General features: G+C 68.0%; 17 protein-coding genes. 12 read left to right on the top strand and 5 right to left on the bottom strand.

Annotation, left to right across the window (positions count from 1 at the left end; genetic code table 11):
* The first annotated feature begins 25 nt into the window (after positions 1 to 25).
* Both QZH52_RS27345 and QZH52_RS27340 read left to right on the top strand, forming a co-directional pair.
* The gene (locus QZH52_RS27345) at positions 26 to 886 is read left to right on the top strand and encodes a TatD family hydrolase (protein ID WP_301813888.1); all 861 of its coding nucleotides are present in this window, start codon (positions 26 to 28) and stop codon (positions 884 to 886) included.
* Positions 887 to 1010: 124 nt separating this feature from the next.
* Complete coding sequence (locus tag QZH52_RS27340) at positions 1011 to 1379, top strand: hypothetical protein (protein WP_301813886.1); 369 nt, start codon at positions 1011 to 1013, stop codon at positions 1377 to 1379.
* A gap of 46 nt (positions 1380 to 1425) precedes the next feature.
* Here QZH52_RS27340 and QZH52_RS27335 read toward each other — a convergent pair whose 3' ends face one another.
* Positions 1426 to 2256 carry a mechanosensitive ion channel family protein gene (locus tag QZH52_RS27335; RefSeq protein WP_301813884.1) on the bottom strand — a complete coding sequence of 277 codons (831 nt, stop codon included), beginning with the start codon at positions 2254 to 2256 and terminating at the stop codon, positions 1426 to 1428.
* Positions 2257 to 2309: 53 nt separating this feature from the next.
* Between QZH52_RS27335 and QZH52_RS27330 the strand changes: the two genes are divergently transcribed.
* The 5 genes from QZH52_RS27330 (at position 2310) to QZH52_RS27310 (ending at position 7493) form a co-directional block, all read left to right on the top strand.
* Complete coding sequence (locus tag QZH52_RS27330) at positions 2310 to 2843, top strand: DNA-deoxyinosine glycosylase (protein ID WP_301813883.1); 534 nt, start codon at positions 2310 to 2312, stop codon at positions 2841 to 2843.
* Complete coding sequence (locus QZH52_RS27325) at positions 2840 to 3583, top strand: class I SAM-dependent methyltransferase (RefSeq protein ID WP_301813881.1); 744 nt, start codon at positions 2840 to 2842, stop codon at positions 3581 to 3583. The genes QZH52_RS27330 and QZH52_RS27325 overlap by 4 nt, the downstream gene beginning before the upstream one ends.
* Positions 3584 to 3590: 7 nt before the next feature.
* On the top strand, positions 3591 to 5378 hold the full coding sequence (gene tfpB, locus QZH52_RS27320) for a type IV pilus assembly ATPase TfpB (protein WP_286524947.1): 1788 nt from the start codon (positions 3591 to 3593) through the stop codon (positions 5376 to 5378).
* Between the two features lie 104 nt (positions 5379 to 5482).
* The gene (locus tag QZH52_RS27315; protein ID WP_301813878.1) at positions 5483 to 5971 is read left to right on the top strand and encodes a tripartite tricarboxylate transporter TctB family protein; all 489 of its coding nucleotides are present in this window, start codon (positions 5483 to 5485) and stop codon (positions 5969 to 5971) included.
* Positions 5972 to 5981: 10 nt separating this feature from the next.
* The gene (locus tag QZH52_RS27310; RefSeq protein WP_286534442.1) at positions 5982 to 7493 is read left to right on the top strand and encodes a tripartite tricarboxylate transporter permease; all 1512 of its coding nucleotides are present in this window, start codon (positions 5982 to 5984) and stop codon (positions 7491 to 7493) included.
* Positions 7494 to 7546: 53 nt separating this feature from the next.
* On the opposite strand, the gene QZH52_RS27305 is transcribed toward QZH52_RS27310, so the two are convergent.
* Positions 7547 to 8476, bottom strand: a complete 930-nt coding sequence (locus tag QZH52_RS27305) for a LysR family transcriptional regulator (RefSeq protein WP_301813877.1) — start codon at positions 8474 to 8476, stop codon at positions 7547 to 7549.
* Between the two features lie 97 nt (positions 8477 to 8573).
* Between QZH52_RS27305 and QZH52_RS27300 the strand changes: the two genes are divergently transcribed.
* The 5 genes from QZH52_RS27300 (at position 8574) to QZH52_RS27280 (ending at position 13994) form a co-directional block, all read left to right on the top strand.
* Complete coding sequence (locus QZH52_RS27300) at positions 8574 to 9545, top strand: Bug family tripartite tricarboxylate transporter substrate binding protein (RefSeq protein WP_286534439.1); 972 nt, start codon at positions 8574 to 8576, stop codon at positions 9543 to 9545.
* 1 nt (position 9546) lies between these two features.
* On the top strand, positions 9547 to 11160 hold the full coding sequence (locus QZH52_RS27295) for a gamma-glutamyltransferase family protein (protein WP_301813876.1): 1614 nt from the start codon (positions 9547 to 9549) through the stop codon (positions 11158 to 11160).
* 92 nt (positions 11161 to 11252) lie between these two features.
* Complete coding sequence (locus tag QZH52_RS27290; protein ID WP_286534435.1) at positions 11253 to 12173, top strand: DMT family transporter; 921 nt, start codon at positions 11253 to 11255, stop codon at positions 12171 to 12173.
* Between the two features lie 16 nt (positions 12174 to 12189).
* The gene (locus QZH52_RS27285; RefSeq protein WP_301813873.1) at positions 12190 to 12987 is read left to right on the top strand and encodes an SDR family oxidoreductase; all 798 of its coding nucleotides are present in this window, start codon (positions 12190 to 12192) and stop codon (positions 12985 to 12987) included.
* 23 nt (positions 12988 to 13010) lie between these two features.
* Complete coding sequence (locus QZH52_RS27280; RefSeq protein ID WP_301813871.1) at positions 13011 to 13994, top strand: quinone oxidoreductase family protein; 984 nt, start codon at positions 13011 to 13013, stop codon at positions 13992 to 13994.
* 1 nt (position 13995) lies between these two features.
* Here the strand turns inward: QZH52_RS27280 and QZH52_RS27275 are convergent, their stop codons facing one another.
* The 3 genes from QZH52_RS27275 to ileS are packed head-to-tail and all read right to left on the bottom strand — an operon-like array spanning position 13996 to position 19032.
* On the bottom strand, positions 13996 to 15651 hold the full coding sequence (locus QZH52_RS27275) for a Na/Pi cotransporter family protein (protein WP_301813870.1): 1656 nt from the start codon (positions 15649 to 15651) through the stop codon (positions 13996 to 13998).
* A 34-nt stretch (positions 15652 to 15685) separates the two neighbouring features.
* The gene (lspA, locus tag QZH52_RS27270) at positions 15686 to 16189 is read right to left on the bottom strand and encodes a signal peptidase II (RefSeq protein ID WP_301813868.1); all 504 of its coding nucleotides are present in this window, start codon (positions 16187 to 16189) and stop codon (positions 15686 to 15688) included.
* Positions 16189 to 19032 (bottom strand): isoleucine--tRNA ligase, encoded by a 2844-nt coding sequence (gene ileS, locus QZH52_RS27265; RefSeq protein ID WP_301813867.1) that lies wholly within the window; start codon positions 19030 to 19032, stop codon positions 16189 to 16191. Before ileS ends, lspA begins: the two co-directional genes overlap by 1 nt.
* Positions 19033 to 19075 lie beyond the last annotated feature (43 nt).

Below are 19075 nucleotides of genomic sequence, written 5' to 3'. Positions count from 1 at the left end.
GCATCCCTTCGGGCATCATCTCGCGATGCCCTTCTTCGTCGACACCCACTGCCACCTCGATGCGCCGGAATTCGGAGCGGAAATGCCCCGCATCCGGGCCCGCGCAAGTCAGGTCGGCGTCGGGTTCTGCGTGATTCCCGCGGTGGCCGCGTTCAACTTCGCGGCGGTGCGCGAACTCGCGCACCTGCAGGGCGACGCCTACGCGCTCGGCATCCATCCGCTGTGCACCGACGGCGCGCGCGACGAGGACCTGGCGCTGCTCGACGACGAACTGGGCCGCCGTCGCGACGACCCGCGTCTGGTGGCAGTAGGCGAAATCGGCCTCGACGACTTCGTTCCTGGCCTGGACGCCGGCAAGCAGGAGCGCTTCTTTCACACTCAGTTGCAACTGGCGCGCAAGCACGGGCTGCCGGTGATCATGCATGTCCGCCGTTCGGTGGACAAGGTGCTCAAGCACCTGCGCCAGGTGGCGCCCGGTCAGCGCTGGCAAGGCATCGCGCATGCATTCAACGGCAGCGAGCAGCAGGCCCAGGCGTGCATCGACCTGGGGCTGAAGCTGGGCTTCGGCGGTGCCGTGACCTTCGAGCGCGCCCTCCAGCTGCGTCGGCTCGCCGCCACGCTGCCATTGGAGGCGATCGTGCTGGAGACCGACGCGCCCGACATCCAGCCGCACTGGCTCTACCGGACGCAGGCGCAGCGGGACGCAGGCGAACCGCAGGGGCGCAACGAGCCCGGCGAACTGCCGCGCATCGCGGAGGTGGTGGCGGGCCTGCGCGGGATCGAAATGGCCGCCCTGGCGGAAGCGACGACGCGCAACGCCGCCGCCTCCCTGCCGCGTCTGCAGCCGCTGATCGGCCTGTCGGCCGACCGGCCGGACCGCACGTAGGCGAAGGTCCCGATTTGGCCCGGGCCCTGTGCGACAGCTGTTTTTGGTGTCATCCTTTGGCCCCGTGCACCCGTTGCATGACTGTGGCAAGCCAGTCACTCCAACTCATACAAGGAGCTTTCCCATGAATTCATCCATCGTTCGTACCCTGCCGGCCGCGCTGGCCCTGGCGCTCGCCTGCATCGGCGGCGCGGCGTTCGCGCAGACCACCACCCAGAAGGCCGAGAACGCAGGCGAGAAGGCCTGGGACGCCACCAAGAAGGACACCGAGAAGGCCTGGGACGCGACCAAGCAGGGTTCCGAAAAAGCCTGGGACGCGACCAAGCACGGCACCAAGAAGGCCGTGAAGGCCACCGAGAAGGGCGCCAAGGCGACCGGCAAGGCAGTCGACAACGTGGCCAGCGATGCGGCCGCGGGCACTCGCAAGGTGGGCAACAAGATCGGCGAGAAGATCCCCGGCACGGAGCAGAACGAAGCCGCCAAGAAGCCCTGAGCGGCTCGCCCGGCCTCAAATAAAAAACCCGCCGCGGCGGGTTTTTTCACGCGGTGGCCGGCGGCGCGACGGTGCGGTGGACCAGCGGCGTCTCGGGCGTCGGATAGCCGGCGGTGCCGAAGGTGCTGACGATCGCCTTGTGGGTGTCGAAGTACACCTGCCAGTAGTGGTCGGTGTGAGTGTAGGGCCGGACCGCCAGCAGCGGCCCTTCGGGCGTGAACTGCAGGATCTCGACATCCGGCGGCTGCTCGGTCGAGACGTTGGCGATCCGGCTCACTGCTTCCTTGAGCAGCGCGATGGCCTGGACGGGGTCGACGCCGTTGGCGATCTTGGCGGTGACGTCGACCCGGCGGAACGGCAGCTGGCTGAAGTTCTGGATCGGGTCCGAGAGCACCTTGTTGTTGCCCACCGTGGTGATCACGTTGTCGGGCGTGATCAGGGTGGTGCCGAACAGTCCCAGTTCCTTGACGGTGCCGGTGATGCTGCCGCCCACCGTGACGAAGTCGCCGACCCGGTAGGGCCGCAGCACCTGCAGGAACACCCCGGCGGCGAAATGCGTCAGCAGGCCGCCCCAGGCGGTGCCGATCGCCAGTCCGGCGCCGGCCAGCAGCACCGCGAACGAGGTGGTGCGCACGCCGAACATGTCGAGAATCGAAAGTATCAGGACGATGTTGAGCAGCACGCCGAGGATCGAGACCAGGTAGTGGCTCAGGGTGGGATCCATCCGCTTGCCGCGCTCCAGGGCCTTGGCGACCAAGCGCTGCGCCAGGCCGATCAGCCAGCGGCCGACGGCCCAGGCGATCAGGGCGCCGATCACTTTCAGGCCAAAATCCACGCCTTGCGTCGTCAGGAAAATCCAGATCGCTTCCGTATTCATTTCTTCTCCTCGCAGGCGCCGATGCTTCGGCCAGCCGTGCAGCGTTCGTCGTTATGAATAAGCCGGTCTCGCGCCCAGGCGACGCCAAGGCCGTGCTCACGGGGCTCGCGCCAATCGTTTCCGGGAACACCGCCTTGTTGATCCTCGGCAGCTTTCCTGGAGCCCGGTCGATCGCGCAGCAGCGGTATTATGCGCACCCGCAGAATCATTTCTGGAAGATTTTGCAGGCGCTGTGGTCCGGAAAGCCGCTGCCAGCGGGCGAAGACAGCTATGAAAAGCGTAGCGCCTGGCTGCTCGACCGCGGCCTGGGGGTGTGGGATGTCTATGCCAGCTGCGAACGCGAAGGCAGCCTCGATTCGGCCATCCGCGACCCGGTCGCGAACGACATATCGAGCCTGCGGCTGCCCCGGCTGGCCGCCATCGCACACAACGGCGCAGAGAGTTTCCGGCATGCGCGGCACACGCAGGCGCTGGGCGTGCCGGTGTACCGGCTGCCATCGTCGAGTGCGGCCAATGCGAGCTGGTCCTTCGACCGCAAGGTCGAGGCCTGGCGCGAAGTCTTTGAAAGGTACCTGGTCATCCCATGAAGCTCTCCCTTCCCGAGGTCAATTTCTCCGACTGGGGCGACGTCCGCTACCTGCACCTGGGCACCGAATGGGTGCAGGGCTCGATGAAGCTCGATGCACCTTTCGAGATCGAGCTCGAGTACGTGCAGCGCATGATGGCCTGGCTGCTGTTCGTCGACCCCGCGAGCGTCGCGAAGCTGCATGCGATGCAGCTCGGCCTGGGGGCGGCGAGCCTGACCAAGTTCTGCCGCAAGACGCTGCGCATGCGCACCACCGCGGTCGAACTCAATCCTCAGGTGGTGGCCGCCTGCCGCGGCTGGTTCAAGCTGCCGGCCGACGACGCCAAGCTCGAGATCGTGGTCGCCGATGCCGCCGCCGAAATCCGCAAGCCGCGCTGGCACGGCACGGTCGACGCACTCCAGGTCGATCTCTACGACCACGAGGCGGCGGCGCCGGTGCTCGACAGCGAGGCCTTCTATGCCGATTGCCGTGCGCTGCTCACGGAGGACGGCGCGATGACGGTCAATCTCTTCGGCCGCTCGTCGAGCTACGAGCGCAGTCTCGAGAAGATCACGGCCGCCTTCGGTGCCGAGGCGGTCTGGGCCTTCAAGCCGACGCGCGAGGGCAACACCGTGGTGCTGGCCCAGGCGAGCGCCAGCCGTCCGAAGCGTCCCGCGCTTGCCGACCGGGCCCAAAGCATCCAGACTCGCTGGGGCCTGCCTGCGCCGAAGTGGCTGCGGGTGTTCAAACCCCAGAGTTGACCGCCTCATGAGCGCCTTGCCCGCCACCGCATCCGATGCCGCCCGCCACGAAGGGCCCCTGGTCCTGCGCCACCTGATCGAATGGCTGGCCAAGGACGGCCTGATCTCGCCGGTCGAGGCCAAGCGCACGCTGGCGCGCTGCGCCCAGGCCGAGAGCCGCCAGCCACCGATGGTGCGGCTGGCCAATGTCGCGATGACCCGCGAGAGCGACGGCAAGCCGCTCGACCTCGAGATGCTGACCCAGTGGCTGGCCGGCCGGGCCGGGCTGGCGTACCTGCGCATCGATCCGCTCAAGGTCGACGTCGGCAAGGTGGCCGACACCATGAGCGCGGCCTACGCCGAGCGGCACAAGGTGCTGCCGGTGCAGGTCACGGCCAGCGAGGTGGTGGTGGCCACGGCCGAGCCCTTCCTGACCGACTGGATCGCCGAGGTCGAGCGCCAGTCGCGCCGGTCGGTGCGGCGGGTGGTCGCCAATCCGACCGACATCCAGCGCTACACGGCCGAGTTCTTCTCGCTCGCCAAGTCGGTGCGCGCGGCGCAGAAGGCCGGCGGCAACACCGGCGGCGCCAGCTTCGAACAGCTGGTCGAGCTCGGCAAGAGCAACAAGCAGCTCGATGCCAACGACCAGAGCGTGGTGCAGGTGGTCGACTGGCTGTGGCAGTACGCCTTCGACCAGCGGGCCAGCGACATCCACCTCGAGCCCAGGCGCGACCAGGGCATGATCCGTTTCCGCATTGACGGCGTGCTGCATCCGGCCTACCAGATGCCGATGGGCGTGCTGAACGCCATGGTGGCGCGCATCAAGCTGCTCGGGCGCATGGACGTGGTCGAGAAGCGGCGTCCGCTCGATGGCCGCATCAAGACCCGCAACCTGCGCGGCGACGAGGTCGAGATGCGGCTGTCGACCTTGCCCACGGCCTTCGGCGAGAAGATGGTGATGCGGATCTTCGACCCCGACACCGCGGTCAAGGACCTCGACGCCCTCGGCTTCGTCCCGCACGACGCCCAGCGCTGGGAGAAGCTCGTGACGCGTCCGCACGGCATCATCCTGGTGACCGGGCCGACCGGCTCCGGCAAGACCACCACGCTGTACTCCACGCTAAAGCGGATCGCGACCGAGGAGGTCAACGTCAGCACGGTCGAGGACCCGATCGAGATGATCGAGCCCTCGTTCAACCAGACCCAGGTGCAGCACCAGCTCGACTTCGGCTTCACCGAAGGACTGCGGGCGCTGATGCGGCAGGACCCGGACATCATCATGGTCGGCGAGATCCGCGACCTCGCCACCGCCGAGATGGCGGTGCAGGCGGCGCTCACCGGCCACCTGGTCTTCAGCACCCTGCACACCAACGACGCGCCGAGCGCGATCACGCGGCTGATGGAGCTGGGCGTGCCCTCCTACCTGATCACCGCGGTGATGCTCGGCGTGCTGGCGCAGCGCCTGGTGCGCACGCTGTGCCCCAACTGCAAGCAGCCCGACGAGACGGTCACGCGCGAGAAGCTGGCCGAGTTCGTCAAGCCCTGGCAGATCAGCGGCTCGGTGCGGGCCTACAAGCCGGTCGGCTGCGTTGACTGCCGCATGACCGGCTACATGGGCCGCATGGGCCTCTACGAACTGCTGAGCGTCAGCGAAGAATTCAAGGCCCTGGTCACCAAGGAACCGAACACCATCGGCCTGCGCCGCCAGGCCGTGGTCGACGGCATGCGGCCGCTGCGGCTGGCCGGCGCGCTGCGGGTCGCCGAAGGCGTGACCACGATCGAGGAAGTGCTCAGCGCCACCCCGCCACTGGAGTGAGGCAACCAGGGATTACCCTGAAAATCCGATAGGTGGAATCCACATCGAGCTGACTGTCACCTGACCACACAATCTCCGATCGAGTTTTTTCGTGGAGACTGTTCGTGAAAATCAAGAGTCAGAAAGACTTCTTCTCGGGGGTGATGTTCGCCGTCGTGGGAGTCGCCTTCGCCTGGGGGGCGACGACCTACAACGTCGGCAGCGGCGCCCGCATGGGCCCCGGCTACTTCCCGCTGATGCTGGGCATCCTGATGGCCGTGATCGGCCTCGTGATCATGTTCACCGGCCTCACGGTCGAGACCGAGGACGGCGAACTGATCGGCAAATGGGCCTGGAAGCAGGTGGCCTACATTCTCGGCGCCAACCTGGCCTTCGGCGTGCTGCTCGGCGGACTGCCCAGCGTCGGCGTGCCGGCCATGGGTCTGATCATCGCGATCTATGCCCTGGTCATCATCTCCAGCCTGGCCGGCGCCCACTTCGAGCTGCCCAAGGTGCTGATCCTCTCGACGGTGCTCGCGATCGGCAGCTACATCGCCTTCATCTGGGCGCTCAAGCTGCAGATCCAGGTCTGGCCTACCTTCATCACGGGCTGAGGACCGGCAAATGGAACTCCTAAACAATCTCTCCCTCGGTTTCGGTGTCGCGTTCACCTTCACCAACCTGCTGTACTGCCTGGTCGGCTGTATTCTCGGCACGCTGATCGGCGTGCTGCCGGGCATCGGTCCGGTCGCCACCATCGCGATGCTGCTGCCGGCCACCTACGCGCTGCCGCCGGTGTCGGCCCTGATCATGCTGGCCGGCATCTACTACGGCGCCCAGTACGGCGGCTCCACCACCGCCATCCTGGTCAACCTGCCGGGCGAGTCGTCCTCGGTCGTGACCGTGATCGACGGCTACCAGATGGCGCGCAAGGGGCGGGCCGGGCCTGCGCTTGCTGCGGCCGGCCTCGGCTCGTTCTTCGCCGGCTGCGTGGGCACGCTGATCCTGGCCGCCTTCGCGCCGCCGCTGACCGAACTGGCTTTCAAGTTCGGCCCGGCCGAGTATTTCTCGCTGATGATCCTGGGCCTGATCGGTGCCGTGGTGCTGGCCTCGGGTTCGCTGCTCAAGGCGATCGCGATGATCGTGCTGGGCCTGCTGCTGGGCCTGGTCGGCACCGACGTCAACTCGGGCGTGGCGCGCTTCAGCTTCGACATCCCCGAACTGACCGACGGCATCGGCTTCGTTGCCATCGCCATGGGCGTGTTCGGCTACGGTGAAATCATCGCCAACCTGTCGCGGCCGGAAGAAGACCGCGAAGTCTTCACCGCCAAGGTCTCCGGCCTGTTCCCGACCAAGGAAGACTTCAAGCGCATGCTGCCCGCCGTGCTGCGCGGCACGGCGCTCGGCGCGGCGCTGGGCATCCTGCCCGGCGGCGGCGCGCTGCTGGCGGCCTTCGCGGCCTACACCATCGAGAAGAAGACCAAGCTGCATCCGGGCGAAGTGCCGTTCGGCAAGGGCAACATCCGCGGCGTGGCCGCGCCCGAGTCGGCCAACAACGCCGGCGCCCAGACCTCCTTCATCCCGCTGCTCACGCTGGGCATTCCGCCCAACGCCGTGATGGCGCTGATGGTCGGCGCGATGACGATCCACAACATCCAGCCGGGTCCGCAGGTCATGACCAGCAACCCCGAGCTGTTCTGGGGCCTGATCGCCTCGATGTGGCTCGGCAACGCGATGCTGATCATCCTGAACCTGCCGCTGATCGGCATGTGGATCAAGCTGCTGTCGGTGCCCTACAAGTACCTGTTCCCGGCGATCGTGCTGTTCTGTGCCATCGGCGTCTACTCGACCAACAACAACACCTTCGACATCTGGATGGTGGCGGCCTTCGGCTTCATCGGCTATGCCTTCTTCAAGCTGGGCTGCGAGCCGGCGCCGCTGCTGCTGGGCTTCATCCTGGGGCCGATGATGGAAGAGAACCTGCGCCGCGCCCTGCTGCTGTCGCGCGGCGACTGGATCGTCTTCGTGACGCGGCCGATCTCGGCCGGCCTGCTGGCCGCGGCGCTGCTGCTGCTGATCATCGTGCTGCTGCCGGCGGTGAAGTCCAAGCGCGAAGAAGCCTTCGTCGAGGATTGATCCCCCTTCGCCTCGCGGCAAGCAAGAAAACGGCGCCTTCGGGTGCCGTTTTTTTATGCCGGCTTGTGCGCGCGCGGCGGCTTCATGTGCTGCCGCGCCATGGCCAGGAAGGCCAGGGCGGCGGGGTTGAGCGGATGCTTGGCCAGCCGCACGGCGACCACCGGATATTCCAGCGTCGGGCGCGTGACCGCCACCGCCCGCAGGTTGCCCGGCATCAGGACCTCGACGTAGCGCGGCAGCAGCGCGACGCCGGCACCGGCCTGGATCAGCCCGAAGGCCGTCGACAACATCGACACGTGATGGGCCACCCGCGGGTACACGTTGGCCACGCTCGACAGCTGCCGGCTGACCGCGCGCCAGATGTTGGCGTCCGGATTGACATGGATGAACGGCAGCGACTCCAGGTGGCGGGCATCGATCACCACCCGCTGCGCCAGCGGATGGTCGTCGCGGACGAACAGGGCCATCCGCTCGACGAACAGCGGCTCGGTCGCCAGTTCCGAATGCCGCTGGCCGATGTCCGAGCCGAAGCCCAGGTCGGCCTCCTGCGACAGGATCCGCGAAATCATCTGCTCGGCCGTGCTGTCCATCAGCGTGGTCGCGAGCGCCGGGTACTGCTGCGAGAACCGGCCCAGCAGGGGCGGCAGCAGGGCGCCCGCCGTGAGATGGCCCACCGCCAGCACCACGCGCCCTTCGCGCAGCTGGGACTGCGAGCGGCAGGCGCCGACCGACTCGTCGATCAGCCGCAGCGCACGCACCGCGGTGTCGACCATCATCTGGCCCGCGTTGGTGATGCGGATGCGGCGACCGCGCACGACCAGCGGCTGGCCGAGCTCGTGTTCCATGCGCTTGATCAGGTGGCTGATGGCGGGCTGGGTCAATTGCAGGGCCTCCGCCGCCAAGGTGAAGCTGCCGGTGTCGGCGACCGCCGCCAGCGCCCGCAGCTGCTGCAGGGAGATCTCTTCGCCGGCGATCCGTGTCATAAGTTCAATTCATAGTTCGATAAACCGGATTATCTGGCTTGATGCGCCGGCCTTGCATAGCATCGGAATTCCGTCTACAGGGAACAAAATCGAGACCATGAAACGAATCCAGTTCATCCAGGCCTGTGCCGCTGCGTTGTGCCTGGCAGCGTCCTCCGCCAGCCTCGCGCAGGGCTATCCGACCAAGCCGATCCGCCTGATCGTGCCGTTTCCGGCCGGCGGCGCCACCGACCTGTTCGCGCGCACCTTGTCGCAGAAGATGGGCGAGAAGCTCGGCACCACGCTGGTGATCGACAACAAGCCCGGCGCCGGCGGCGCGATCGGTTCCGACATGGCCGCCAAGGCGACGCCCGACGGCTACACGCTGCTGCTGGCCACCACCAGCACCCATTCGATCGGCCCGGCGATCACCCCCAAGCTGCCCTACGACACGGTGCGCGACTTCACGCCGATCGCCCACGTGGGCGATGCGCCGAGCATCATGCTGGTGCCCAACAACTCGCCCGCCAAGACGGTGCGCGAGTGGATCGACTACGCCAAGAAGAACCCCGGCAAGCTCAACTACGCGTCGAGCGGCAACGGCACGATCGTCCAGCTCACGGCCGAGCTGTTCAAGTCGCAGGCCGGCGTGTTCGTCACCCACATCCCGTACAAGGGCACGGCGCTGGCGATCCCCGACCTGATCACCGGCAAGGTCGACGTCCTGTTCGATTCGCTGCCGACCGGCATGCCGCACGTGCGCGACGGCCGGCTGCGTGCGCTGGGCGTGACCACGCTCAAGCGCAGCCCCCTGGCGCCCGAGCTGCCGCCGATCGCCGACGTGCTGCCGGGCTTCGAGTCCAACACCTGGTTCGGCCTCTACGGCCCGAAGGGCCTGCCGGCCGACATGGTGGCCCGCATCAACACGGCCGCCAACCAGTCGCTGAGCGACCCGGAGGTGCGCGACAAGCTGGCGCGCCTGGGCATCGAGCCCACCACCAGCACGCCGGCGCAGCTCGCGAGCCTGGTGGCGGCCGACGCGGCCAAGTGGAAGCAGATCATCACCGACAGAAAGATCACCGGCGACTGACATGAAATTCGACTACGCAAACCCCTACACCACGACGCGCATTCCGGTCTTCGCCCGCAACGTCGTCTCGACCTCGCACCCGCTGGCGGCCCAGGCCGGCCTGCGGATCCTGCAGCAGGGCGGCAATGCGGTCGACGCCGCGGTGGCGACCGCCGCGGTCATGACGCTGGTCGAGCCGGTCAGCAACGGCCTCGGCAGCGATGCCTTCTGCATCCTCTGGGACGGCAAGAAGCTGCACGGGCTCAACGCCTCGGGCTGCGCGCCCGCTGCGTGGACGCCCGAATACTTCCGCAAGAAGCACGGCGCCGACGCCGCGACGCCGCCGATGCGCGGCATGGACTCGGTCACGGTGCCAGGTGCGGTCGGCAGCTGGGTCGCGCTGTCGGAGCGCTTCGGCAAGCTGCCCTTCGCCGACCTCATGGCGCCGGCGATCGAGATCGCCGAGCGCGGCTACCTGATGCCGCCGGTGGTGCAGCAGAAGTGGGCCGCGGCGACGCCGGTGCTGCAGGCGCAGCCCGGTTTCGCACAGACTTTCCTGCCCTGGGGCCGCGCGCCCGAAGTCGGCGAACTGTTCCGCTTCCCGGCCGCGGCACGCGCCTTGAAGGCCATCGCGGCCACCCAGGGCGACGCCTTCTACGGCGGCGAGATCGCCGCAGCGCTGGAGAAGTTCTCGAACCAGCACGGCGGCAGCCTGAAGGCCAGCGACCTCGCCGGCTGGAAGCCCGAATGGGTCGAGCCCATCGGCCAGGACTACCGCGGCCACCGGCTGCACGAGATCCCGCCCAACGGCCAGGGCATCGCGGCGCTGATCGCGCTCGGCATCCTCCAGCATTTCGACATCGGCTCGATCCCGGTCGACTCGGTGCGCTCCCAGCACCTGCAGATCGAGGCCATGAAGCTGGCTTTCGCCGACACCTACCGCTACGTGTCCGAGCCATCGTCGATGGAGGTGACACCGCTGCAAATGCTCGATGGCGCCTACCTGGCCTCGCGTGCCAAACTCATCGACGTGAACAAGGCGCAGGACTTCCAGGCCGGCAATCCGGTCAAGGGCGGCACCATCTACCTGACCGCGGCCGACGAGAGCGGCATGATGGTGAGCTTCATCCAGAGCAACTACATGGGCTTCGGCTCGGGCTGCGTCGAGCCCGAGTTCGGCATCAGCCTGCAGAACCGCGGCCACGGGTTCAGCCTCAAGGACGGCAGCCCGAACCTGGTGGCGCCGGGCAAGCGCCCGTTCCACACCATCATCCCGGCCTTCCTCACGAAGGACGGCGCGCCGGTCATGAGCTTCGGCGTGATGGGCGGCAACATGCAGCCGCAGGGCCACATGCAGACGCTGGTGCGCATGCTCGACTACGGGCAGAACCCGCAGGCGGCCTGCGACGCACCGCGCTGGCGCTTCAACTCCGGGGTCGAGATCAACGTCGAGGCCGCGATGGACCCGGCCACCGTGCAGGGGCTGTCGGCGCTCGGCCACAAGGTCGACGTCATCAACGACTCCTACCAGGACTTCGGCGCCGGCCAGTTCATCTGGCGCGCCGGCGACCCGGCGGTCGAAGGCTATGTGGCCGCGAGCGATGCGCGCCGCGACGGCCTAGCGGCCGGGTTCTAGATGGCCCCCACGCTCCCCCACTGCGTGTGGGTCGCTGCCCCCCGAGGGGGCGCAGGCCGCCTTGGGGCGGCCCGGCGTCGGCCTGAGCCTTGATGCAAGCCCAGGCCGCGACGCACCACGCCGCACGCAAGAGCCTCGCGCCGGGCCTGGCGCTCGCCACCTTCGGCGCGATCGCCTTCAGCGGCAAGGCGATCATCGTCAAGCTGGCCTACCGTCACGGCGTCGACGCCGTGACTCTGATCATGCTGCGCATGCTGTTCGCGCTGCCGCTGTTCGCCCTGATGGCGTGGTGGGCCGGGCGCGGCAAGCCGGCGCTCACGCGGCGCGACTGGTTCGGGGTCGTCGGGCTGGGCTTCTCGGGCTACTACCTGTCGAGCTTTCTCGACTTCGCCGGCCTGGCCTACATCACGGCCAGCCTGGAGCGGCTGATCCTCTACCTCAACCCGACCCTGGTGCTGCTGTTCGGCTGGATCGTCTACCGGCGCCGCATCACGCGCTGGCAGTTCGCCGGCATGGCGGTCAGCTATTCGGGCGTGCTGCTGGTGTTCGGCCACGAAGTCAGCCTGGGCCAGAGCGCGGCCGCCGCCTGGGGCGCCCTGCTGGTGTTCCTGAGCGCGGTGAGCTATGCGGTCTACCTGGTCGCCAGCGGCGAGTTCGTCAAGCGGCTCGGCTCGCTGCGCCTGGTCGGGCTGGCGACCAGCGTGGCCTGCCTGCTGTGCATCGCCCAGTTCCTGCTGCTGCGGCCGATGAGCGCCGCCTTCGAGGTGGCGCCCGAGGTGATCTGGCTGTCGGTGCTCAACGCCACGCTGTGCACCGCGGTGCCTGTCCTCGCCGTCATGATGGCGATCGAGCGCATCGGCCCCGCGATGGCGGCACAAACGGGTATGGTCGGGCCGATGTCGACGATCCTGATGGGGGTGCTGCTGCTCGGCGAGCCCTTCACCCTCTGGATCGCGGCCGGCACGGTGCTGGTCGTCACCGGCATCTTTGTCTTCACACGAACGGGGCGCTGAGCCCGAAGGAATCAACATGGACCTGGGTATCGCAGGCAGGACGGCGCTGGTGGGCGGCGCCAGCAAGGGTTTGGGCTACGGCTGCGCCGAAGCGCTGGTGCGCGAGGGCGTCAACGTGGTGGTCATGGCGCGCGGCGCCGAGGCGCTGGACGCCGCGGCCAGGCAGCTGCAGGCCGTGGCGGCGACGGCGCCCGGCAAGCCCTTCGTGAAGCACGCGGCGGCCGACATCACGACCCCCGAAGGCCGCGCCGCGGCCTTTGCGCTGCATGCCGACTTCGACATCGTGGTCACCAATGCCGGCGGCCCGCCGCCCGGCGACTTCCACGACTGGGACCGCGAGGCCTGGATCAAGGCGCTCGACGCCAACATGCTGACGCCGATCGAGCTGATCAAGGCCACGGTCGACGGCATGGCGGCGCGCGGCTTCGGGCGCATCGTCAACATCACCTCGAGTTCGGTCAAGGCGCCGATCGACATCCTGGGCCTGAGCAACGGCGCGCGCAGCGGCCTGACCGGCTTCGTCGCCGGCGTGGCGCGCACCGGGCTGGCGGCCAAGGGCGTGACGCTCAACAACCTGCTGCCGGGCGCGTTCGACACCGACCGGCTCAAGGGCACGCTGGTGGGCGCAGCCAAGAAGACCGGCCAGGACATCGACGCGATCCGCGCCAGCCGCCAGAAGAGCATCCCGGCCGGCCGCTTCGGCACCGCCGCCGAGTTCGGCGCCATCTGCGCCTTCCTCTGCAGCATGCATGCCGGCTACATCACCGGCCAGAACGTGCTGGCCGACGGCGGCGCCTACCCCGGAACCTATTGATCCACGTCGACCAGGAGACGCGAATGAAGAGCAAGGCAGTGCGCATCGACCGCCACGGCGGTCCCGAGGAACTCAAGATCGTCGAGGTCGAGGTCGGGGACCCCGGCCCCGGCGAGATCCGGATCCGCCACAAGGCCGTGGGCCTGAACTTCATCGACACCTACCAGCGCAGCGGGCTCTATCCGTTCGCGATGCCGCTGCAGCTGGGCATGGAGGCTTCGGGCGTGGTCGAGGCGGTGGGCGAGGGGGTCACGCACCTGAAGGCCGGCGACCGCGCGGCCTACGCCAGTCCGCCCCCGGGCTCCTACTGCGAGCTGCGCGTCATGCCGGCCAAGACCGTCTGCAGGCTGCCCGATGCGATCTCCTTCGAGACCGGCGCCGCGATGATGCTGAAGGGCCTGACGACCCAGTACCTGCTGCGCCGGACCTTGCCGGCCGAAGGCCTCCAGCCGGGCGACTTCATCGTCTTCCATGCCGCGGCCGGCGGCGTCGGCCTGATCGCCTGCCAATGGGCGAAGGCGCTCGGCCTGCAGCTCATCGGCACCGCCGGCACCGACGCCAAGTGCCAGCTCGCGCTGGCCCACGGCGCCGCGCATGCGATCAACTACAGCAAGGAGAACTTCGCCGAGCGCGTGAAGGAGATCACCGGCGGCAAGGGGGTCAAGGTGGTCTACGACTCGGTCGGCAAGGACACCTTCGAAGGCTCGCTGGCCTGCCTGCGGCCGTTCGGCCTGCTGGCGGTCTTCGGGAACGGCTCGGGTCCGGTGTCGGCCTTCAACCTCGGCCTGCTGGCCAAGGGCTCCTACTACGTCACGCGCCCGACGCTGTTCACCCACATCGCGACGCGCGAAACCACCCAGGCGATGGCGGACGAGCTGTTCGCGATCGTCGAGAGCGGCGCCGTGAAGATCCCGATCGACCAGCGCTACCCGCTCGAAGACGTGCAGCAAGCCCACCGCGATCTGGAAGCCCGCAAGACCACCGGCTGCACCATCCTCACGCTGTAGGCTAGAGCGTCCCGAGCCTTGACTCGCGCATCCGGGTCGGGGCCAGCGCGCCGGCCGACTCCAGGATCGGATAGGCGATCGAGCAGATGTGCGAGTTGATGCGCTTCAGGTCGCTGATCAGGTCGATGTGCAGCGAGCTGGTCTCGATGCTCAGCGTGGTCTGGTCCGACAGGCGTCCGAGGTGGGTGGTCGCGTAGGCGCGCTCCAGGTCGCGGAAGCGCGCCTTTTCCTCCAGCAGCCTCTGGGCGTCGCGCACGCTGCCGTTCAGGAACACGCTCATGCTCAGCCGCAGGTTGGCCACCAGCCGCTCGTGCAGCTCGACGATCTCGCGCATCCCGGCTTCGGAGAAGTTGCGCTGCGGCTTGATCTTCTTGTCCTCGATGTCGATCACTACACGCTCGATGATGTCGCCGATCTGCTCCATGTTGATCGTGAAGCTGATGATGTCGGTCCAGCGCCGGCTCTCTTCCTCGCCCAGCGCCTCGCGCGAGATCTTCGTCATGTAGTACTTGATGGCCGAGTACAGCTCGTCGACCGTGTCGTCGAGCTTGCGCAGCTCCTGGGCCAGCCGCAGGTCGTTGTTGCGGATCACGTTGAGCACGCCGATCAGCATGGTCTCGACCACGTCGGCCTGGTGCAGCGCCTCGCGCGCCGCGTTGGAGATCGCCAGCGACGGCGTCGACAGGGCCGAGGGGTCCAGGTGCTGCTGGCGCCGCGTGGCGGCCGGCTCGGGCGGCTCCGGCAGCATCCGCGTCACCAGCCCGGCGACCCAGTCGGTGAGCCCGATGAAGCCGAGGCTCACGAGCACGTTGAAGGCCAGGTGGTAGAGCACGACGAACTGCGTCGCGTCCGAGATGTAGGGCCGGACCTCGCGCAGCCAGAGGCCGACGAAAGGGGCCGCGATCGCGACGCCGAGCAGCTTGAAGAGCAGGTTGCCGATCGTGACCTGCCGGACGGCGACCGTCGACTTGGCCGTGGTCAGCACCGCCAGCAGGCCGCTGCCGAGGTTGGCGCCGAGCACCAGGCCCATGGCGACGTCGAGCGGCACCACGTTCGAGCTCGCCATCGCCGCCACCAGCAGGACCACCGCCAGGCTCGAATAGGCGACGATCGCGAGCGCGGCGCCGATCGTGATCTCGAGCAGCACGTCGCTGCCGAGGCTGCCCAGCAGTTCGCGCATCGCCTGGCCGGCAAACAGCGGTCCGGTGGCCGCGACCACCAGCTGCAGCGCGAGCAGCATCAGGCCGAGCCCGATCAGCACGCGCCCGACCCGCCCGGCCACGCTGGACGGCCGCGTGATGAACAGCACCACGCCGACGAAGATGAAGAGCGGCGACAGCCACGAAAGGTCGGCCGAGAACAGCACCGACATCAGCGCGGTGCCGATGTCCGCGCCGCGCATCACCGCCAGCGCGGCCGGCAGGGTCACGAGGCCCTGGCCGACGAAGGACGAGGTCATGAGCGAGGTCGCGGTGCTCGACTGCACCAGGGCCGTCACGCCGATGCCCGACAGGGCCGCCGTGAAGCGGTTGCGCATGCTCTGGACCAGGATCCTGCGCAGGTTCGCACCGAAGACGCGCAGCACGCCGGTGCGAACGAGATGGGTGCCCCACACCAGCAGCGCCACGGCTGCGAGCAGATTCAACAGATGCTTCATGGAAGGCGACGACTATACGCCGCCCTCGCAAGGGCTATTTCTTGCCGCGCCGCACGCGCAGCAGCTCGTCGAGGATCAGGCAGACCGCTCCGATGGTGATCGCGCTGTCGGCGACGTTGAAGGCCGGGAAGTGGCGCCCGGCGAGGTGGAAGTCGAGGAAGTCGACCACGTAGCCGTGCATCATCCGGTCGATCACGTTGCCGACCGCGCCGCCCAGGATCGCCGCCATCGAGAACGAGAACAGCCTCTGGCCGGCATGCGACTTCAGCATCCAGACGATGAACACCGCCGCGGCGACGCCGATCGCGGTGAAGAACCAGCGCTGCCAGCCCGACGAATCGGCCAGGAACGAGAAGGCCGCGCCGGTGTTGTGGGCCCGGACCACGTTGAAGAAGCTGGTGACGTAGGTGGCGTCGCCGTACTTGTAGTAGCCAAGGATCAGCGTCTTGGTGAACTGGTCGATGATGACGATCACCAGCGCGAGGCCGAGCCAGGGCCAGATGCCGAGGCCCGACCCGCCCGAAGTTTTGCGGGCCATCAGGCGAGTGTCCTTTGTTCTCCGGCGCCGTACAGGTTGCTGGTGCAGCGGCCGCACAGGCCGGGGTGCGCGGCATCGTGGCCGACGTCGTCGCGCCAGTGCCAGCAGCGCTCGCACTTGGTCGCCGCGCTCGCCGTCACCTGGATCGACAGGGCGTCGCCCGCGGCCAGGGTCACCGCCGAGGTGATCAGCACGAACTTCAAATCGTCGGCCAGCGAGGCCAGCAGCGCATGGTCGTCGGCCGCGGCGGCGATCGCCACGTTGGCCTGCAGCGAAGAGCCGACCTGGCCGGCGGTGCGCACGGTCTCGATCTCCTTGTTGACCGCGTCGCGGATCTCGCGGATGCGGGTCCACCTGGCCAGCAGCGCGGCATCGGGCGTGCCGAGGTCGCTGTAGGTCTGGACGAAGATCGAGCGGCCGTCGCCGCAGAACTTCCAGGCCTCTTCGGCCGTGAAGCTCAGGAACGGCGCCATCCAGCGCAGCATCGCCTGCGTGATGTGCCAGAGCGCGGTCTGGGCGCTGCGGCGCGCATGCGAGCCGGGCGCGGTGGTGTAGAGCCGGTCCTTCAGCACGTCGAGGTAGAAGGCGCCGAGGTCTTCCGAGCAATACACCTGCAGCTTGGCCACCACCGGGTGGAACTCGTAGACCTTGTAGTGCGCGAGGATCTCGGCCTGGAACTCGGCCGCGCGGGCGAGCGCATAGCGGTCGATCTCGAGCAGCTGGTCGAGCGGCACCGCGTCCTTCGCGATGTCGAAGTCGCTGGTGTTGGCCAGCAGGAAGCGCAGCGTGTTGCGGATCCGGCGATAGGCGTCGACCACCCGCGCGAGGATCTTGTCGTCGCCCGCGATGTCGCCCGAGTAGTCGCTGGCGGCCACCCACAGGCGGGTGATCTCGGCGCCGAGCTTCTTGTTGACCTCCTGCGGGTCGATGCCGTTGCCGAGCGACTTGCTCATCTTGCGGCCCTGGCTGTCGACCGTGAAGCCGTGCGTGAGCAGGCCGCGGTAGGGCGCGCGGCCTTCGAGCGCGCAGGCGATCAGCAGCGACGAATGGAACCAGCCGCGGTGCTGGTCATGGCCTTCGAGGTAAAGATCGGCCTCGGGGCCGGTCTCGTGGTGCACGTTCGGATGGGTGCCGCGCAGCACGTGCCAGAAGGTCGAGCCCGAATCGAACCAGACCTCGAGGATGTCGGTGCTCTTGGTGTAGTGCGGCGCGTCCTCGGCGCCGAGGATCTCCTCGGTCGTCACGCGGCTCCAGGCCTCGATGCCGCCCTGCTCGACGATCGCCGCGGCCTGGTCGAGGATTTCCATCGTGCGCGGGTGCAGCTCGCCCGAATCCTTGTGCAGGAAGAACGGGATCGGCACACCCCAGCTGCGCTGCCGGCTGATGCACCAGTCGGGCCGGTTGGCGATCATGTCGTGCAGCCGCGCCTTGCCGTTTTCCGGGTAGAAGGTGGTCTGTTCGATGGCTTCGAGCGCGGTCTGGCGCAGCGTCTTGGGCGCCTTGTCCTTGGTGAACACGCCTTCGCCCTCGTCCATGCGGATGAACCACTGGGCCGCGGCGCGGTAGATCACCGGCGTCTTGTGGCGCCAGCAATGCGGGTAGCTGTGGCTGATGGCCTCGGTCGTCATCAGGCGGCCGGCGTCGCGCAGCGCCTGGATGATCACCGGCACCGCCTTCCAGATGTTCTGGCCGCCGAACAGCGGGAAATCCGGCGCGTACGAGCCGTTGCCCTGCACCGGGTTCAGGATGTCGTCGTAGGACAGGCCGTGCGCCACGCAGGAGTTGAAGTCGTCCAGGCCGTAGGCCGGCGAGGAATGGACCAGGCCGGTGCCGTCGTCGGCGGTCGCGTAGTCGGCCAGGTAGACCGGCGACAGGCGGCGGAAGCCGGCATTGACGTCGTACAGCGGATGCTCGAACTCCAGCCCGCCGAGCTTCTCGCCCTTGACCGTGGCCAGCACGGTGCCGTCGAGCGCATAGCGGTTCATGCACATCTCGACCAGGGAGGCCGCCAGCACGAGCAGGCCGCGCTCGGTGTCGACCAGCGCGTAGTCGAGCTCAGGGTTGAGGTTGATGGCCTGGTTGGCCGGGATGGTCCAGGCGGTGGTGGTCCAGATGACCGCGAAGGCGTCCTTGGCCAGCGACGGCAGGCCGAAGGCGGCCGCCAGCTTGGCCGGATCGTGGGCCTTGAAGGCGACGTCGAGGGTCTGCGACTTCTTGTCGGCGTACTCGATCTCGAACTCGGCCAGCGACGAGCCGCAGTCGAAGCACCAGTAGACCGGCTTCAGGCCCCGGTAGACGAAGCCGCGCTCGATCACGCGCTTGAAGGCGCGCAGCTCGCCCGCTTCATTGGCGAAATCCATCGTCTTGTAGGGATGGTCCCATTCGCCCAGTACGCCCAGGCGCTGGAAGTCGACCATCTGCTGGGCGATCTGCTCGGTGGCGTAGGCGCGGCTCTTGGCCTGCATCTCGTCGCGGCTCAGGTTGCGGCCGTACTTCTTCTCGATCGCGTTCTCGATCGGCAGCCCGTGGCAGTCCCAGCCCGGCACGTAGAGCGCGTCGTAGCCTTCGAGCTGGCGCGCCTTGGTGATCATGTCCTTCAGGATCTTGTTCACCGCGTGGCCCATGTGGATCTGGCCGTTGGCGTAGGGGGGGCCGTCGTGCAGGATGAACTTGGGCGCGCCGTGGCGGGCGTCGCGCAGGCGCTGGTAGCGGCCTTCGTCGTGCCATTCCTTGACCCAGCCCGGCTCGCGCTTGGGCAGGTCGCCGCGCATCGGGAAGGGGGTGTCGGGCAGGTTCAGCGTGGCGCGGTAGTCGGTGGCGCCGTCGGTCTTGGTGTCAGCCATGGGGGTTCCAGAAATCTGCGCTGCCTTGCAGCGCTCGGGGATC

The organism is Variovorax ginsengisoli (genome assembly GCF_030486595.1).
In the GTDB taxonomy this organism is placed as follows: domain Bacteria; phylum Pseudomonadota; class Gammaproteobacteria; order Burkholderiales; family Burkholderiaceae_C; genus Variovorax; species Variovorax ginsengisoli_B.
The sequence above is the reverse complement of the archived record's forward strand: the minus strand, read 5'-3'. Positions and strand labels throughout refer to the sequence as shown.

Bases quoted from the DNA above. Each gene is read 5' to 3' on its own strand.
- ileS (WP_301813867.1), bottom strand. From the start codon at position 19,032: ATGGCTGACACCAAGACCGACGGCGCCACCGACTACCGCGCCACGCTG.
- QZH52_RS27330 (WP_301813883.1), top strand. From the start codon at position 2,310: ATGAATAAGCCGGTCTCGCGCCCAGGCGACGCCAAGGCCGTGCTCACG.
- QZH52_RS27295 (WP_301813876.1), top strand. From the start codon at position 9,547: ATGAAATTCGACTACGCAAACCCCTACACCACGACGCGCATTCCGGTC.
- lspA (WP_301813868.1), bottom strand. From the start codon at position 16,189: ATGGCCCGCAAAACTTCGGGCGGGTCGGGCCTCGGCATCTGGCCCTGG.
- tfpB (WP_286524947.1), top strand. From the start codon at position 3,591: ATGAGCGCCTTGCCCGCCACCGCATCCGATGCCGCCCGCCACGAAGGG.
- QZH52_RS27340 (WP_301813886.1), top strand. From the start codon at position 1,011: ATGAATTCATCCATCGTTCGTACCCTGCCGGCCGCGCTGGCCCTGGCG.
- QZH52_RS27285 (WP_301813873.1), top strand. From the start codon at position 12,190: ATGGACCTGGGTATCGCAGGCAGGACGGCGCTGGTGGGCGGCGCCAGC.
- QZH52_RS27300 (WP_286534439.1), top strand. From the start codon at position 8,574: ATGAAACGAATCCAGTTCATCCAGGCCTGTGCCGCTGCGTTGTGCCTG.
- QZH52_RS27290 (WP_286534435.1), top strand. From the start codon at position 11,253: ATGCAAGCCCAGGCCGCGACGCACCACGCCGCACGCAAGAGCCTCGCG.
- QZH52_RS27345 (WP_301813888.1), top strand. From the start codon at position 26: ATGCCCTTCTTCGTCGACACCCACTGCCACCTCGATGCGCCGGAATTC.
- QZH52_RS27335 (WP_301813884.1), bottom strand. From the start codon at position 2,256: ATGAATACGGAAGCGATCTGGATTTTCCTGACGACGCAAGGCGTGGAT.
- QZH52_RS27305 (WP_301813877.1), bottom strand. From the start codon at position 8,476: ATGACACGGATCGCCGGCGAAGAGATCTCCCTGCAGCAGCTGCGGGCG.
- QZH52_RS27275 (WP_301813870.1), bottom strand. From the start codon at position 15,651: ATGAAGCATCTGTTGAATCTGCTCGCAGCCGTGGCGCTGCTGGTGTGG.
- QZH52_RS27310 (WP_286534442.1), top strand. From the start codon at position 5,982: ATGGAACTCCTAAACAATCTCTCCCTCGGTTTCGGTGTCGCGTTCACC.
- QZH52_RS27325 (WP_301813881.1), top strand. From the start codon at position 2,840: ATGAAGCTCTCCCTTCCCGAGGTCAATTTCTCCGACTGGGGCGACGTC.
- QZH52_RS27280 (WP_301813871.1), top strand. From the start codon at position 13,011: ATGAAGAGCAAGGCAGTGCGCATCGACCGCCACGGCGGTCCCGAGGAA.